Annotated in this window: 17 protein-coding genes; all 17 read left to right on the top strand. The window is 47.9% G+C overall.

Annotated elements, in window-relative coordinates; translation table 11 throughout:
• Positions 1–270: 270 nt before the first annotated feature.
• The gene (rsxC, locus tag BLP63_RS03310; protein WP_092589454.1) at positions 271–1590 is read left to right on the top strand and encodes an electron transport complex subunit RsxC; all 1320 of its coding nucleotides are present in this window, start codon (positions 271–273) and stop codon (positions 1588–1590) included.
• Positions 1591–1602: 12 nt separating this feature from the next.
• Entirely contained in the window at positions 1603–2550 is a 948-nt protein-coding gene (locus BLP63_RS03305; protein WP_092589453.1) for an RnfABCDGE type electron transport complex subunit D, read from the top strand.
• Positions 2547–3119 (top strand): RnfABCDGE type electron transport complex subunit G, encoded by a 573-nt coding sequence (locus BLP63_RS03300; protein ID WP_092589452.1) that lies wholly within the window; start codon positions 2547–2549, stop codon positions 3117–3119. The genes BLP63_RS03305 and BLP63_RS03300 overlap by 4 nt, the downstream gene beginning before the upstream one ends.
• A gap of 15 nt (positions 3120–3134) precedes the next feature.
• Positions 3135–3737 (top strand): electron transport complex subunit RsxE, encoded by a 603-nt coding sequence (rsxE, locus tag BLP63_RS03295; RefSeq protein WP_092589451.1) that lies wholly within the window; start codon positions 3135–3137, stop codon positions 3735–3737.
• A 13-nt stretch (positions 3738–3750) separates the two neighbouring features.
• Positions 3751–4332 carry an electron transport complex subunit RsxA gene (rsxA, locus tag BLP63_RS03290; protein ID WP_092589450.1) on the top strand — a complete coding sequence of 194 codons (582 nt, stop codon included), beginning with the start codon at positions 3751–3753 and terminating at the stop codon, positions 4330–4332.
• Between the two features lie 15 nt (positions 4333–4347).
• The gene (locus tag BLP63_RS03285; protein ID WP_092589449.1) at positions 4348–5331 is read left to right on the top strand and encodes an RnfABCDGE type electron transport complex subunit B; all 984 of its coding nucleotides are present in this window, start codon (positions 4348–4350) and stop codon (positions 5329–5331) included.
• 257 nt (positions 5332–5588) lie between these two features.
• A complete protein-coding gene (locus BLP63_RS03280) occupies positions 5589–5828 on the top strand; it encodes a DUF4321 domain-containing protein (RefSeq protein WP_170829260.1) in 240 nt (79 codons plus the stop codon).
• Positions 5829–5830: 2 nt separating this feature from the next.
• A complete protein-coding gene (locus tag BLP63_RS03275) occupies positions 5831–6403 on the top strand; it encodes a Maf family protein (RefSeq protein WP_092589447.1) in 573 nt (190 codons plus the stop codon).
• Between the two features lie 25 nt (positions 6404–6428).
• Entirely contained in the window at positions 6429–7118 is a 690-nt protein-coding gene (gene radC / locus BLP63_RS03270) for a RadC family protein (RefSeq protein WP_092589446.1), read from the top strand.
• A 164-nt stretch (positions 7119–7282) separates the two neighbouring features.
• Positions 7283–8299 carry a rod shape-determining protein gene (locus BLP63_RS03265; RefSeq protein ID WP_278278115.1) on the top strand — a complete coding sequence of 339 codons (1017 nt, stop codon included), beginning with the start codon at positions 7283–7285 and terminating at the stop codon, positions 8297–8299.
• Between the two features lie 13 nt (positions 8300–8312).
• Positions 8313–9194 (top strand): rod shape-determining protein MreC, encoded by an 882-nt coding sequence (gene mreC / locus BLP63_RS03260; RefSeq protein ID WP_092589444.1) that lies wholly within the window; start codon positions 8313–8315, stop codon positions 9192–9194.
• The gene (gene mreD / locus BLP63_RS03255) at positions 9191–9676 is read left to right on the top strand and encodes a rod shape-determining protein MreD (protein ID WP_092589443.1); all 486 of its coding nucleotides are present in this window, start codon (positions 9191–9193) and stop codon (positions 9674–9676) included. The genes mreC and mreD overlap by 4 nt, the downstream gene beginning before the upstream one ends.
• A gap of 13 nt (positions 9677–9689) precedes the next feature.
• Complete coding sequence (locus tag BLP63_RS03250; protein WP_092589442.1) at positions 9690–12569, top strand: penicillin-binding transpeptidase domain-containing protein; 2880 nt, start codon at positions 9690–9692, stop codon at positions 12567–12569.
• Between the two features lie 45 nt (positions 12570–12614).
• Entirely contained in the window at positions 12615–13340 is a 726-nt protein-coding gene (gene minC / locus BLP63_RS03245) for a septum site-determining protein MinC (protein WP_170829259.1), read from the top strand.
• A 19-nt stretch (positions 13341–13359) separates the two neighbouring features.
• The gene (gene minD / locus BLP63_RS03240; protein WP_092589441.1) at positions 13360–14154 is read left to right on the top strand and encodes a septum site-determining protein MinD; all 795 of its coding nucleotides are present in this window, start codon (positions 13360–13362) and stop codon (positions 14152–14154) included.
• Positions 14155–14166: 12 nt separating this feature from the next.
• Positions 14167–14436: a cell division topological specificity factor MinE gene (minE, locus tag BLP63_RS03235; protein ID WP_092589440.1), complete on the top strand. Its 270-nt coding sequence runs from the start codon at positions 14167–14169 to the stop codon at positions 14434–14436.
• 117 nt (positions 14437–14553) lie between these two features.
• Complete coding sequence (gene rodA / locus BLP63_RS03230) at positions 14554–15666, top strand: rod shape-determining protein RodA (RefSeq protein ID WP_170829258.1); 1113 nt, start codon at positions 14554–14556, stop codon at positions 15664–15666.
• Positions 15667–15680 lie beyond the last annotated feature (14 nt).

The following is a 15680-nucleotide window of genomic DNA, read 5'->3' as shown; positions in this document are numbered from 1 at the left end:
TGACCTTTGACGCACGATATAGTTATTTTTATCTGTCGTAACCGTTATTATTTTGTCAATAAGCACTTTGTTTTTGAAAAATATTTCAGAAAAAAACCTTGGAATCCCCATTTTTATTGGAACGCTTCTGTTAATCAAATAACGCTCGAAGCCTTATAAATATTTAATTGACGGCACTTTCAGTTGACAGTGGGCCAAGATGTAGTAAAATTGTTAAGAGCACTAATTTTATTGATTGTATACTGTATAATTTACTCAAGGGGTGAAACCATGGGCATTTTTTCTTTCAAAGGTGGGATCCATCCGCCGCATGCAAAGAAATTCACAGAACACAAGGCTGTAGAATTGGCTGTTGAACCATCAACAGTAGCAATTCCTTTGAGGCAGCATATTGGCGCGCCTTGTGACGCGCTTGTGCAGAAGGGGGATTATGTTAAGGTTGGCCAAAAAATTGGCGAACCGGCGTCCTTTGTATCTGCTGCTGTGCACTCGAGCGTTTCAGGGACTGTCAAAGAGCTGAAAGTCATGGACACGCTCGGAGGGAAAGATCTATGCGTCGTCATAGAATCAGACGGTCAAAATGTCGTTGACGAAAGTATCAAACCGCATCCGCCGCTTGAGACGCTTGAACCAAAGCAGATTCTTGACATCATTAAAAGCGCGGGTATTGTGGGTATGGGCGGCGCTGGATTTCCAACGCATGTTAAGCTTTCGCCGCCAAAAGAAAAGACCATTGACTTTGTCATTCTAAATGGCGCGGAATGTGAACCGTTTCTTACAGCGGATCACCGGCTGATGCTGGAAGCGCCGGAAAAAGTCGTACTGGGTTTGAAAGCGCTGATGAAGGTTCTTGGCGTACCAAAGGGTTACATAGGCATTGAGGACAACAAGCCGGATGCCATCGAGTCTGTAAAAAAAGCAGCATCAGCATCTCCTGAGATCGAGATCGCGTCTCTTAAAACGAAATACCCACAGGGGGCTGAAAAACAGCTGATCTTAGCTGTTACTGGTCGAGAAGTGCCTTCTGGCGGACTTCCTATGGACGCGGGCGCTGTTGTGAACAACGTGGCGACTGCGGCAGCGATCGCTGAGGTTCTGACGACAGGCATGCCTCTCATTGACAGAATTTGTACAGTAACAGGCTCCTGCATCAAAGAACCAAAGAACCTTCGTATAAAAGTTGGGACTATGCTGACAGAGATTGTCGAACAGTGCGGCGGTTTTAATGAAACACCTGGAAAAATCGTTTTGGGCGGCCCTATGATGGGAATCGCGACGTCCACTTTATCCATTCCGTCGACAAAGACAACTTCGGGGATATTGACATTTAATGAAGCGGACTCCAAGACGCCTGAGGCGCTGGCCTGCATGAAGTGCGGCAAATGTGTCACCACTTGCCCGGCTTATCTTGAGCCGGTCTATATCAGCGCCTATGCGCTTATTGACCAATTTGACATGGCGGAGAAGTATTCTGCGCTCGATTGCATTGAGTGTGGGTCCTGCTCGTTCATTTGTCCGTCCAAAAGACCACTTCTCCAGTCCATCCGTTTGGCAAAACGTGAGATACTGGCTCGAAGAAGAAAAGCATAGGGGGATCGGCAGATGGAACAACAACAATATAGAGTATCATCGTCGCCGCATTTCAGAAGCACTGAGTCTGTCAGTGGCATAATGCGGGACGTCGTTATTGCACTATTGCCTGCAACAGCAGCAGGGATCTATTTCTTTGGATTCAGCGCTCTGATTACAGTGCTCCTTTCTGTGGGCGCGGCGGTAGCTACAGAGTACTTTATTCAGCGCTATATGAGAAAAATACCTTCGACCATTGGGGATTTCAGCGCTGTCGTCACTGGCCTTTTACTTGCCTTGAATTTGCCGGCATCTGTGCCTTGGTTCATTCCGGTGATTGGCTCTGTATTCGCCATTGCCATTGTAAAACAGGCTTTTGGAGGACTTGGCTTCAACTTCATGAACCCTGCCCTTGCAGCCCGCGCGTTTTTGATGGCCAGCTGGCCTACGGATATGACGACTTGGGCAGTTCCAAGAGCGGTTGATGGCATTACCGGACCAACGGCTCTCGGTATTTTGAAAGAAGGGTTGCCGGACAAGCTGCCATCGGCAATGGACGCTTTGATTGGCAATGTTGGAGGCTGTATTGGCGAGACTTCGGCACTGCTCTTGATTTTAGGCGGACTCTACCTGGTATGGCGCGGCGTCATTGATATCAGGATTCCAGCGGTCTACATAGCAACGACTTTTGTTATTTTATTCGTCTTTAACGGCTTCGACATTCAAGTTGCCTTCCTCCATGTTTTGATAGGCGGCCTTATGCTCGGCGCGTTTTTCATGGCGACAGACTATTCCTCAACGCCAGTCAATTTCCGCGGTCAGATTATTTTCGCCTTTGGCGCAGGATTGCTGACGGCGATCATACGGCAGTTCGGAGGCTATCCTGAGGGCGTTTCCTATTCAATCCTTCTGATGAACGTCGCGACGCCGCTGATCGAGAAGTATTCGAAATCACGTGTGTTCGGAGGTGGCAAGAAATGAAGGAGATCATTAAATTAGGCTCAACGCTTCTGTTGATTTGTCTGGTGGCTGCGGCGGCCCTTGGGGTGACGAACGAAGTAACCATCGGCAAAATCCTTGAACAGCGGGAGACGGCAAACCAGCTCGCCCGTCAGGCGGTCTTGCCTGACGCTGCAGAGTTTGAACCAGTTGATGAAGCAAAGCTTGCGGATATTCAAGGCAAAGAGCCACTGGTGAAAGAAGTTTATGCAGGCGTCAAGGACGGCGCGGTGATTGGCTACGTCATCAAGACGGGCCCAAATGGCTTCAGCGGCGCGGTAGAGGTTACGACTGGCATCACGGTGGACGGCGTCCTTTCGGGGGTAAGAATTGGCAACCATGCTGAAACACCGGGTCTGGGCGCGAACGCGACTTTGCCGCTGTTCTATGAGCAGTACAACGGCATGTCCGCGGCTCAGGAGCTCGGCGTTTCCAAGACTGCAAAAAGTGACACGGAAATTCTTGCAATCACCGGTGCAACCATCACTTCTCGTGCTGTGACAGATGGCGTCAATACTTCCATCCGAGTTGCGCAGACGCTGGATCGGTAGAGGGGGGCGCAAACTATGAATATAAAGCATTTAACAAATGGCTTAGTCAAGGAAAATCCAATTTTCTTCCAGCTGCTTGGCATGTGTCCGACTTTGGCGGTCACGACCAGCGCTCAGAACGGTTTGGGTATGGGACTCGCGACCACGGCGGTTTTGGTTGGTTCCAACGCCATGATTTCGCTGCTTAAATCCATTATTCCGAATAAGATCCGTATACCGGCATTTATTGTAGTTATCGCTTCCTTTGTAACTATAGTCGGGATGGTCATGGAAGGCTACGTGCCGGCGCTTTTCAAGTCTCTGGGCTTGTTTATCCCGCTGATCGTTGTTAACTGTATCATCCTGGCACGCGCGGAGTCCTTTGCCTTCAAGAATGGCGTTGGCGCTTCGGCACTTGATGGCATAGGCATGGGCCTTGGCTTCACTTGGGCGCTGGTGCTGCTTGGCGCGATCCGGGAGCTGATTGGTTCCGGGCAAATCTTTGGAATCACGGTGCTTGGCGCGGCATATAAACCTGCTATTGTCATGATCCTGCCTCCGGGCGGCTTCCTGACACTGGGGCTGGTCCTTGCGGTTTACAACGTCATTAAAAACAAGAAAGCGGCCGCTGGCCAATAGGAGGTGAAACGACATGGAAAACGCTAGTTTGTTTGTCATTCTCGTCAGTTCAATTCTCGTCAACAACTTCGTCCTGTCTCGCTTCCTGGGCATCTGCCCATTCCTTGGCGTTTCAAAGCAGGTCGACACGGCAATTGGTATGGGTCTTGCCGTCACCTTCGTCATGACGTTGGCGGGCATTTTGACCTACTTCATCCAGTATTTCGTACTGGTACCGCTGCATCTGGAATATCTTCAGACGATTTCCTTCATCCTCGTCATAGCTTCCCTGGTACAGTTTGTTGAGATTGTGCTTCAGAAGACGAGCCCAACGCTTTACCAAGCACTTGGCGTGTTCCTTCCTTTGATCACGACGAACTGCGCGGTACTCGGTCTTGCTTTGCTCAACATCCAATACAAATTTAACCTGATTCAGACTATAGTCCACTCCGTGGGCGCAGCGCTTGGTTTTTCTCTGGCGATTGTGCTCTTTGCCGGTATTCGTGAAAAACAGGTTATTGCAGATGTCCCACTGCCTTTTAAGGGATTCCCGATCGCTTTGATCACTGCAAGCTTGATGTCAATCGCTTTCCTCGGCTTCACGGGTCTGGTATAGAAAGGGGTGTAGACTTTGAACGTAACCAATATCATTACTTCCGGCGCGACGCTGGGTGCTATGGGCTTAGCCTTTGGCGCGGCGCTTGCGTTCGCTTCACAAAAATTCGCGGTTGAAGTTGACCCTAAGGCTGTCCTCGTCCGCGAGGCACTGCCTGGCGCAAACTGCGGCGGCTGTGGCTTTCCAGGCTGTGATCAGTTTGCTAACGCCGTCGCTTCAGGCAATGCACCGGTCAATGGCTGTCCTGTGGGTGGCGCGGATTGCGCTTCGGCACTGGCTGAGATTATGGGCGTCAACGCAGAAGTCGGTGTCAAGAAGGTTGCGCATGTCATATGCAAAGGCGGCGACGAGAAGTGTCGCACAACCTTTAAATACGAAGGTATTACGGACTGCCGTGCTGCGGCTATGGTCGCTGGGGGCGGGAAAGCCTGCACTTTTGGTTGCCTTGGCTACGGAACTTGTGAAAGGGTTTGTCCATTTGACGCGATTCACGTTATGGAAGACGGTTTAGCAGTCGTTGATCCGGAAAAGTGCACTGCATGCGGAAAATGCATAGAGGCGTGTCCCAAAACAGTCATTACTTATGTCCCTTACGGTCAGCAGGTTATTGTCAACTGCAACAACAAAGAAAAAGGTCCACAGGTCAAGAAGAATTGTGATGTTTCTTGTATTGCCTGTGGAATCTGTGAAAAGAATTGCCCGTTTGATGCGATCCATGTCAACAATAATCTCGCATCCATTGATTACGATAAGTGCACAAGCTGCATGATTTGCGTGGAAAAGTGTCCGACCAAATGTATTGCGGGAGACCTTAGCACACGCAAGAAAGCACTCATCGATCCGGAGAAGTGCATTGGCTGTACGCTCTGTAAACGCGTATGCCCAACAGAAGCCATTACGGGTGAACTGAAGGAGACACACGTCGTCGATCCAGAAAAATGTATTGGCTGCGGTGAATGTGTAAAAAAATGTCCGAAGGATGCCATTACTATGGTATAATCCATCGACGGGTCAAGCGGTAGCGCATGGGGCGAGCTCCATGCGCTTTGCTTATTTTGAAGAATCATTTGTCCCGGTTGTTGCGGCGTTTTCTCAGTGATAACATAATGGTTTTTGTCATCTTCAGCGCCTTGAATGGCAGTGGATTAAATGCTAAACTGTAAAAAGTACCTACGCTTTAAAGCTGTGGGTTTGTGATGGTAAAATATGTAAATCTGTGTTATGCTATTTATGAGAGAATGTCGGAGGGCGTTACCTTGAAAAAAAATACACCCCTGCTCCTGATTTTTATTTTAGTTGGCATCATTGCAGGTGGACTTATTGGTGATGTTTTTGGAAAAAGCTTGCCAATTCTGTCTTATGGCAGGTCCATAGGCTTTGATTCTTTTACGGTTGACCTCGCGATACTGCAGTGGACTATGGGTCTTAAGCTTCAGTTAAATGTCGCTGGAATAATTGGGCTGCTGATTTCAATGTTCCTATTTAAGAGGTTTTGAGTATGAGAAAATTATTGTTGGCTTCAGAATCACCGAGAAGGCGAGAGCTGATTGGACTATTGGGGCGTGATGTGACCTGTACCAGTGTTTCTCTCGTTGAGCCTATGGACGATTTGGAAACGCCAGAGGAAATTGTCATGGCACTGTCTTTTGAAAAGGCCTGGAAAGCAGCTCAGGATCCAAAATGGGAAGATTACGTCATCATAGGCTCAGACACTATTGTCTGCCTGGAGGGTAAAAAGCTCGGGAAGCCTGAAAACGAAACCGAAGCCCATAAGATGCTGATGCTCCTCAGCGGCAGAAAGCATCAGGTCTATACCGGCCTCTGCATCTTATGTCCAGCGCTTAATTTGAAGCTCGTGGACTATTCTGTCACGAATGTGGAAATGGGTCCTTACAGCGCTCAAAGAGCGTTGAGTTATGTTCAGACCGGCGAGGTTTTTGGAAAAGCTGGCGCCTATGCTATACAGGGTCTTGGCGCAACCCTTGTCAAAGCTATTGATGGTGATTTTTTTACAGTGGTCGGATTGCCAGTTTATCTTTTGGGGCAGCTTCTCGAACAGCATTCTCTCTAAATACTTGGGAGAGGAGCCGGTCTATATGGCTATCAAAATGACCATGAAGTCCATGCCAGAAGGAGAGCGTCCAAGGGAAAAAATGATCAAAACTGGTGCAAGCGCGCTATCAAACGCGGAGCTGATTGCGACAGTTATTGGCAGCGGCAGCAGTCAGGAATCTGCGCTGACCCTTGCTCACAGAGTTTTGTCTCTGGATCCCAAAGGCCTTAGCCACCTGGCGGGGGCTAACATTGAAGAACTCAGTTCAATACGGGGTATTGGTGTTTCTAAAGCATGCCAGATTATGGCTGTGGCTGAACTTGGAAGGAGAATTTGTTCGGAGCAAACGTCTGTGAAGGTAAAGGTTGCAGGTCCTGCAGAAATCGCTGAAATCATGATAGTTGAAATGCGTCATCTGGTTAAAGAGGTTTTCAAGGTCGTCTTGCTTGATACAAAAAATCAAATTATTTCAATTGAGGACATCTCAGTGGGAAGTCTCAATGCGTCCATTGTTCACCCCAGGGAGGTTTTTCAGCCCGCTATTCGAAGGAGCGCCAATGCTGTGGTATTGATCCACAATCATCCAAGCGGACATCCGGAACCGAGCACGGAAGACAAGCGTGTCACTGAGCGTCTGGTGGAAGCCGGTCAGCTGATGGGTATCCAGGTTTTGGATCACATTGTCATTGGAGATCTCAAGTATTACAGCTTCAAAGAGCATGATATGATGTAGCTGCTGGAAACAGCTGCATAGCTATAGGAAAAGATCATAAGGATGCTTTGTGAAGTTCGCACAGCGCCACATTACTGACAGAACAGGAGGAAGATCTGGGAGGACTTGTACCGTAATCCAGACGGAGGCACCCGGATTCAAAGATTATGAAGTGGTTTGGATTTATGACTAAAGATATTGGGATCGATTTGGGTACCGCGAATACACTTGTTTATGTGAAAGGGAAGGGGATTGTTCTCAGAGAGCCTTCTGTCGTCGCTATTCATTTGGATACTGGTGAAGTACTCAGTGTTGGCCTTGAAGCCAAACAGATGATTGGCCGTACACCCGGCAGGATTGTAGCGATCAGGCCCTTGAGAGACGGCGTCATTGCTGATTTTGAAGTGACTCAGAAAATGATACGGTACTTTATACAACAGGCCTATCCAAACAAATCCATGCTGGCAGCGCCAAGAATTATCATAGGGGTTCCAAGTGATGTCACCGAAGTTGAAAAGCGTGCGGTTATTGAAGCGGCTTTAGCTGCTGGGGCAAAGGATGCCTTGATTATTGAAGAACCAATGGCTGCGGCCATTGGGGCAGGTATGCCTGTTTCTGAAGCTACCGGCAGCATGGTGGTCGACATAGGCGGCGGCACGACGGAAATTGCTGTTATTTCGCTGGGTGGTATTGTTACAAGCCGCTCAATCCGAATGGCTGGCGATTCTATGGATGAAGCCATAGTACAGTATATCCGCAAACATTACTCTTTGATGATTGGCGAGAGAAGCGCCGAAGAGATCAAAATGGCTATTGGTTCCGTAGAGCCAGTGGATGAAGAAGCCGTTTTCGAAGTTACGGGAAGAAATCTGATGACGGGTCTGCCTCGCAGCATTTTTGTCAAAGGCGCTGAGATCAGAGAAGCCCTCAGAGAGCCTGCCAATGCAATTATGGACGCTGTAAAGTCTACGCTGGAAAAGACACCGCCAGAGTTGTCTTCAGACATCATGCTTCAAGGGATCATGGTCACCGGGGGCGGTGCGCTTCTTAAAGGGATGGCTCAGAGGATCAGACGGGAGACAGGCATGCCGGTTCATATTGCTGAGGAACCGCTGGATTGTGTCGCCATAGGCACGGGAATGGCGCTGGATAATTTTGATGAATTGAAATCTGTTATGGTACACGCCAAGAAATATCGCTGAATGGGTGACGCGGATGCATGCTTATCCAAAATGGAAGAAAATATTAATCGTAGGTGCCTCAATTTTGCTCCTGACCTTCATGGGGATCTCGGCAGGCGGACGCTCGAGCGTAACGGGTGTTGAGAATCTGGTTGCTGAAGTGGTCTATCCCATTCAAAAGTTTTTTTATGGGATCAACCAATCGATTGGCGCGCGCATTGAGCCTATAGCGGCGCTTTATGAAAACGCCCGCGAAAACGAGGCTCTGAAAATAGAGGTTGATGCGCTCAGGGCTCAGGTTGTGTCGCTTACTTTGGAGCAGAGAGAATTGATAGAACTGAGAGAATTGAAATCTGCCCTGAATTATGTGGAGGCAGCCTCTATTGATAATTATGTATCTGCTTCAGTATTGTCCAAGGATCCTGGAAACTGGTATGAGAATTTTGTCATAGACGCGGGATCCAGAGATGGCGTAACAAAAAATAGCGCAGTCATTAACGGAAGCGGCCTCGTGGGTATGGTCTATGATGTTGGAACAGACTGGGCCAAGGTTGTGACGCTTATTGACAAGCGCAGCACGATCAGCTTTTCGTCGCTTGGCATTTTGTCGCCTTATGATGGCCAGATTATTGGGAGTACGGATTATGTGCTTAGAGGTCAGATCTTTGATCCGACAGCACGGATCAGCGAGGGTGATCTCCTTGTTACCTCGGGTTTGGGGCTGTTCCCGAAAGGTATTGTCATTGGAGAAATAAAAGAGCGGATTGAAAACAGAGATGCGCTTCTTCCTGAAGTTGTCGTGCAACCCTTTGTGGATTTTCAGTCCATAAAGAAAGTTACTGTGATTCCGGCGGGTGCCGTTGGTGTTGACACAGAAGCTGAGCTTGAAACTGAAGGCGAGGCGGAGAGCGAATGAAGCTATTGTCATTGGTGCTTTCCTCGCTGCTCGTCTATCTGATTCAGACGACCTTTGTCCTGAATTTCAGGTTTTACGGCGTGGCTGCCAACTTGCCGCTGATTTATGTTGTCATGGTTGCACTGCTCTTTGGCAACCGGGTAGGTCTCGCTGCCGCGTTTCTCTCAGGACTTCTTTTGGATGTCCTTTATTCTCAAGCAGTGGGCATAAACATCTTCATTTTCTGTGCAATTGCGATCCTCATAGACCTGTTTGACGAAGCACTGTTTAAGGACAACTCCCTGACGCCGCTTATTCTGATCGTTGCTGGAACGGCAGTGTATCATGGTCTTTTTCTGGCTCATGCTTATTTTTTCAACCTGCCTATTATTTCGGGCAAGGTCGTCGCTGTCATTGCCATTGAATCAGTACTCAACGCGCTGATTGGACTTCTGCTTTACAAATATGTCGTTCGCCGGTGGTTTGGGTACGAACTGAGATAAGGAGCTTTACATCATGTTTAAACGCCTGGCTGACAGAAAAAATCACATAGGGTTATTCTTTTTGATCGTTTTCGGACTGATGCTGTTCAGGCTGGCCACAATTACGATTGTGGAAGGCGACAGCTACCTTGAGAAATCCGTTAACAATCGGCTGAAAAAAATTGCGGTCTATGCGAAGCGGGGCGAAATTTACGACAGAAATGGCGTACTTCTGGCCGGTAACATTCCTGCGTTTACGCTGGACATCATGGCGAGCAGCCTTGAAAAAACTGACCTTAACCGTGTGAGTGTCGACTTGATGACCATGCTGGACTCAAAGGGAGAGGGTCATCTTGAATTCCCTATTCGAATTGAAGACGGCAACTATACTTTCCGGTATGATGACGACAGAATCAAGTGGCTCCTCGACCGGGGCTATCCGGACTATTTCACCGCGAAAGCGGTGCTTGACGACTACAGGGCCAAAGAACAGCTTTCAGAAACACTGAACGACCAGGAAGCCTATTCTATTATGATTCAAAAGGGCATAATTTTACCAATTTCCATCAGCAAGTTAAAATTTTGGAATGAAATTGAGAAAGAGAACTTTCTGAAGATGTATGGTCTTGAACAGGATGTAACGGCTAAGGATGCTTTTGATTTAATCAGATCCAGGCGGGAGTTCGCCATAGATGATAAGTACAGTGATGAGGAAGCCTACAAGATTCTGATCGTCAGCCATGCGCTGAAGGAAAAGGGCTATCTAAAGTACGAACCTATCAAAATCGCTTCAAACATTTCCAAGGAATCCGCGATTCAAATCAGCGAGCGCGCAATGGATTTGCCAGGTGTCAATGTGGGTGTTGAGCCTATCCGGTCTTATCCATTTAAGAATGTCGCGTCGCATATCCTCGGCTATATTGGTAAAATTTCGAGTGAGGCTGAGATTTCAAAGTATGTCAATGACAATGGCTATGACAAAAACCAGCTCATTGGCAAGGTCGGAATTGAAGGCCATTTTGAGCTTGACCTCCATGGCGAGAACGGGTATCGATATATTGAGGTAGACGCCCTTGGCAAAATGGTTCGGGAGCTGGATGATGGTTACTATGGCCTCAATGCAGAGAATTCAAGCGCGGGGGAAGATATACGACTGACGACGGACATAGAGCTCCAGCAGACCCTTGAGGCCGCGCTGAAGCATGGGATTGAACAAATCAATATAGGCGGTACATTTACAAGCCAGTATGGCAACTACAACTACAGCGAAGCGTATCCCAACGCCAGGACGGGGGCCGCGATCGCCGTTGATGTAAAAACTGGGGAAGTGCTCGCAATGGCCAGTTACCCGGATTATGACCTCAATCTGTTTTCTACGGGAATCACCTATAAGGATTGGGATAAGCTTTCTCCTGAAAATCCAAATGACCCGCTGGCCCCGAGGCCGCTGTTCAACATTGCGACCATGACCGGCGTTCAGCCTGGTTCTGTATACAAGATGTCAACGGGCTTCGCGGCAATGGAACATGGGTTGAATCCTTATCAGAAGCTCTACAGTGACGGATATATCGAAATTGGCGGCACGAGCTTTGGCTGCTGGTATTGGAACGGGTATAGAGGAAAACACGGGTTGACTGATTTTTTCAGGGGGCTTGAAACCTCTTGCAACTACTATTTCTTCAATATCTCAAGCGGCTATGACCACAGAAACCAAAGGCCGCTGAACTACACCATGTCCACTTCGGATTTTCTTGAAAAATCAAAGCTGCTTGGTTTTGATGAAAAAACCGGTATGGAAATTGAGGAAGTCAGCTATGGCATTCCAAATCCTGAGCAAAAGCGCATTGGTCTCGAAAGATCTCTTAAATCAAGGCTGGGGATGCTTCTTCCGGATTATTTTCCTGCAGCTTTGATCAATACAGAGGAAAAAGAGGAAGCCGTGCTGACGACAATTATTGGCTGGTCAGAAGAAAATCCAAGCCGTGGCACAATCATCAACCGGTTGAAAGAGCTTGGCGTTGATGGGAGTCTGGGCACACCGGACAGGCTTGCTGATATTGTGAAATTTGACTATTTCAATCAGATGATGTGGCATCAGGGAGACACTTTTAACCTTTCCATAGGTCAGGGTGACCATAAGTATACCGTTGCACAGTTGGCCAGGTATATTATGATCATAGCTAATGACGGCTATCCCTACGAACTGACGCTTGTGCAAAGTGTAGGCAGCGAAGCTGTCAATAAAAACGCCGGTGTCGAAAGGATTGCCCTGAACAACACGAAGACCTTTGAACACCTCAGGACCGCTATGCTTCAGGTGACGCAAGGCGCTAACGGCACTGCGAAATCAGTGTTCCGAGGTTTTCCGGTAGGCGTGGGCGCCAAGACGGGGACTGCGCAAAATCAGGGAAAAATTCCACCAGCGGATGAGGTCGCTTATTTTAAAACTTATCTTAAGCGCATAGACTCGGCTTTGTCTCAATCTAAAGTAGATGAGGAAACTGCGGCAATTTTGATAGACCGGAATGAAGAAGTGGCACAGATCAGAAAACAAATGACGGGCGCTTCAAAAGAGGCTTTGCCAGCTCTTGAGAGCAAACTGAGCAGTCTGATCAGCCAAGGGTATCTTACGGAAGCCAGCGCTATGCGGGCTGCCATCAAATCTCTGAGTTCAAGAGGTTTAACGGATGCCAAGATCAATGAGTTCCGCAAGGACTATGACAACTTTGCCTGGTTTGTTTCTTTCGCGCCCTATGAAGATCCGCAAATTGCGGTGGTCGTCATGGTGCCTCAAGGCGGACACGGCGGTTATGCAGGGCCTATAGCCCGTGAAATTATAGGAAAGTATTTGGGTATCGGCGAGCTGAATGTTGGAACTTCCTCAGCAACAGGCGCGGAATTGAATTCAAACTAATTGGTCATGACGCAGGGACACAGTTTTTTGAAAGAGAGTGATTCAGTGAAAACTAAGGTAGAATTTAAAGGCACCAAAGACGGGATTATCCTACAAATGGATCCTGAGTGTGAATTTGAAGAGCTCTTGGAAGGCTTGCATGAGAAAATCATACAGGGGAAGAACTTTTTTTCCGGAGCGACGGTGCTCGGTGTTGAAGGTCGAACCTTAAACCGAAGGGAAAAAGAGGAAATTGAAAAGCTTTTCAGTGCATCCGGGATCAAAGCCTCGCGGCTTGACTTTATAGAGCGATTGGGACATAATTCAAGTAGTGAAAAAATCAAGACAGAAAAAACAAACCCTGAAAAGCGTGAAATAATTCCAGCTGAGGCAGTTCCGAAAAAGGACGTGATCAACGCTTCAGGGGCTGTGCAGACAAACGCTGAAGCCGTTGGCCAAAGGCGTGAGGATCAAGCCAAAATTGTGTTTGGTACGCTCAGGTCCGGAAGGAGCATCACTTACGCAGGGCATGTCATTGTAGTGGGAGACGTCAATCCTGGCGCCGAGATTGTGGCTGAAGGGCACATTGTGGTAATGGGAATTCTGAGAGGTGTGGCGCATGCCGGCTCTGCAGGAGACACCACAGCAACCATTACGGCATTTAAGCTCAACCCAACACAGCTTAGGATTGGCGCGTTGATCACCAGACCGCCGGAAGGCGGCCAAGCGCCGGACATTCCGGAAATCGCAAGAATCAGAGACGGCAATATTATGATTGAGCCGTATCTTTAAAATTAGGGGGACTGTTGAGATGGGTGAGTGCATTGTAGTAACATCCGGTAAGGGCGGCGTCGGTAAAACAACGACTACGGCCAATTTGGGTGCCGGATTATCATTAAGGGGAAAAAAAGTCGCGGTTATTGACGCGGATATTGGTCTCAGGAATCTCGACGTCGTCCTTGGACTTGAGAACAGAATTGTGTATGATTTGGTGGATGTCGTCACAGGCAATTGCAAATCCCGTCAGGCTCTGATCAAGGATAAGCGATTTGAAAATCTTTTTCTGCTGCCTGCGGCACAGACTAAAGATAAGGATGCCGTGTCCCAAGCTCAAATGAAGACCCTTTGCGAAGAACTCAAGCTTGAATTTGATTATGTCCTCGTCGACTGCCCGGCCGGTATTGAGCAAGGGTTTAAAAATGCTATAGCTGGCGCTGACAGAGCAGTAGTTGTAACGACGCCGGAGGTTTCCGCAGTTCGCGACGCAGACAGAATCATAGGGCTGCTTGAAGCGGCTGAACTGAGAAATCCCAAACTGATTGTCAACCGTGTGCGCCATGATATGGTCAGACGTGGGGATATGATGAACATTGAGGATATTACAGACATTCTCGCTATTGACATTATTGGTGTTGTACCAGATGATGAGAAAATCATAATCAGCACAAACCGCGGTGAGCCTGCCGTGGCGACGCAATCACTCTCTGGTCAGGCATTCAGAAACATTGCCGCAAGAATTGACGGCGAAGAGACGCCTTTTATTGATTTTGACCAGGGTAACGGATTTTTTGACAAGTTGATCAAGTTGTTCAACTTCAGCAAGTAGAGGAGGGCTACTATGTTTGATCTTTTAAAATTCCTCAGTCGGCAGGAGTCGAGCAAAAACGTTGCAAAAGAGAGACTTAGGCTTGTTCTGGTCCATGACCGCGCAAACTGCTCGCCGGAGCTGCTTGATTTAATCAAAGAGGATTTGATTGTCGCATTGTCAAAGCATATAGAAATTGATCAGGACGGCTTTGACATTCAGATTACCAAGACAGATGCCAGCAATAATGGTTTGCCTGCGCTGGTCGCCAATATTCCAATAAGGAATATGAAACGCAGCTGATTTTGAGACTGCGGCAGCTGGTAATCTCGCTTCGCGGCAGTAAAAGTTGAGAAGGAACTCTGACGGGCTGTATCTTAGGTTATGCTTAAGACTCAGCCTTTCTTTGTGAGGTGCGGTATGTTCAATTTAAAGCTTTTTAAAAACATTGACTTCGGACTTCTTGCGGTGGTGATCCTGATCTTTGGAATTGGACTGGTTATGGTGGCCAGCGCTACGGATTTTCAAGTGGATGGGTTAAACCGCAAAGTTGTGATTCAAAGCATTGCTTTTGTGATTGGTTTGGTTTTAGCTATCTTGGTGATGATGATTGATTACAGAATTATGGGGGATTTGCAGCGGGTCTTTTATGTTTTGTCCATCCTGATCATGCTGACGGTCTATATACCGGGGCTTGGTGTAAGGCAGTACGGGGCGCTGAGCTGGATTGACCTCAAAATAATGTACTTTCAACCTGCTGAAATAGCAAAGCTGGGCTTTATCATTTCCTTTGCAAAATTTCTGGAAAAGCGGGGCGGCAGGATTTCGAGCTTTAAGGACATCCTTGGCATTATCTTGTTTGTACTGCCATTTCTGGGCATATTGCTAATTCAGCCGGATTTGGGGATGGCGTTGGTGTTTGTTTTTATTACCATCGGCATGGTCTATGTGGCGGGAATCGATTTTAAGCTGGTTCTTGCAGGGCTCGCAGCCATGGTAGTTGGTGCGCCTCTGGCTTATCAGGTCATGCAGCCTCATCAGCGCATCAGAATTGACGCGTACCTGCACCCGGAGGATCTGTCGCTGCCTGGCAATTATCATGTCATGCAGTCAAAAATTACAATTGGATCTGGGCAGATGTTTGGAAAGGGCTTGTTCGAAGGCGTCTATCATCGTTCGGACTATCTGCCCGTCAAGGAATCTGATTTTATATTTGCGGTTTTAGGGGAAGAGCTTGGCTTTGTCGGTGGCGGCATAGTCATTTTTCTCTACTTTTTGTTCCTCAATCGCCTGATGAATATGGCGAAAAAATCAAAGGATTTTTACGGTGAGCTGGTTATTGTGGGCATTGCGTTTATGTTCGCGTTCCAGATCATTGAAAATATTGGCATGACCATAGGGCTCATGCCGGTGACGGGGATTACGCTTCCATTTCTCAGCTACGGCGGCAGCTCAGTCATGACGTCCATGATCGCTGTGGGCCTTGCGCTCAACGTTTATATTCGCAGAAAGCGCAGCAGCTTCAGTCAATAACATCTCTCAATCGG

Origin of the sequence: Acidaminobacter hydrogenoformans DSM 2784 (assembly GCF_900103005.1) — a bacterium.
GTDB lineage: Bacteria > Bacillota > Clostridia > Peptostreptococcales > Acidaminobacteraceae > Acidaminobacter > Acidaminobacter hydrogenoformans.
Note: the sequence above shows the minus strand (reverse complement) of the source record. Positions and strands in the feature narration are given on the sequence as shown.

Excerpts from the sequence above, each read along its gene's own strand:
- mreC (WP_092589444.1), top strand. The coding sequence starts at position 8,313 with ATGCATGCTTATCCAAAATGGAAGAAAATATTAATCGTAGGTGCCTCA.
- BLP63_RS03300 (WP_092589452.1), top strand. The coding sequence starts at position 2,547 with ATGAAGGAGATCATTAAATTAGGCTCAACGCTTCTGTTGATTTGTCTG.
- minD (WP_092589441.1), top strand. The coding sequence starts at position 13,360 with ATGGGTGAGTGCATTGTAGTAACATCCGGTAAGGGCGGCGTCGGTAAA.
- BLP63_RS03250 (WP_092589442.1), top strand. The coding sequence starts at position 9,690 with ATGTTTAAACGCCTGGCTGACAGAAAAAATCACATAGGGTTATTCTTT.
- radC (WP_092589446.1), top strand. The coding sequence starts at position 6,429 with ATGGCTATCAAAATGACCATGAAGTCCATGCCAGAAGGAGAGCGTCCA.
- BLP63_RS03275 (WP_092589447.1), top strand. The coding sequence starts at position 5,831 with ATGAGAAAATTATTGTTGGCTTCAGAATCACCGAGAAGGCGAGAGCTG.
- rodA (WP_170829258.1), top strand. The coding sequence starts at position 14,554 with ATGTTCAATTTAAAGCTTTTTAAAAACATTGACTTCGGACTTCTTGCG.
- rsxE (WP_092589451.1), top strand. The coding sequence starts at position 3,135 with ATGAATATAAAGCATTTAACAAATGGCTTAGTCAAGGAAAATCCAATT.
- BLP63_RS03305 (WP_092589453.1), top strand. The coding sequence starts at position 1,603 with ATGGAACAACAACAATATAGAGTATCATCGTCGCCGCATTTCAGAAGC.
- rsxA (WP_092589450.1), top strand. The coding sequence starts at position 3,751 with ATGGAAAACGCTAGTTTGTTTGTCATTCTCGTCAGTTCAATTCTCGTC.
- BLP63_RS03265 (WP_278278115.1), top strand. The coding sequence starts at position 7,283 with ATGACTAAAGATATTGGGATCGATTTGGGTACCGCGAATACACTTGTT.
- rsxC (WP_092589454.1), top strand. The coding sequence starts at position 271 with ATGGGCATTTTTTCTTTCAAAGGTGGGATCCATCCGCCGCATGCAAAG.
- mreD (WP_092589443.1), top strand. The coding sequence starts at position 9,191 with ATGAAGCTATTGTCATTGGTGCTTTCCTCGCTGCTCGTCTATCTGATT.
- minE (WP_092589440.1), top strand. The coding sequence starts at position 14,167 with ATGTTTGATCTTTTAAAATTCCTCAGTCGGCAGGAGTCGAGCAAAAAC.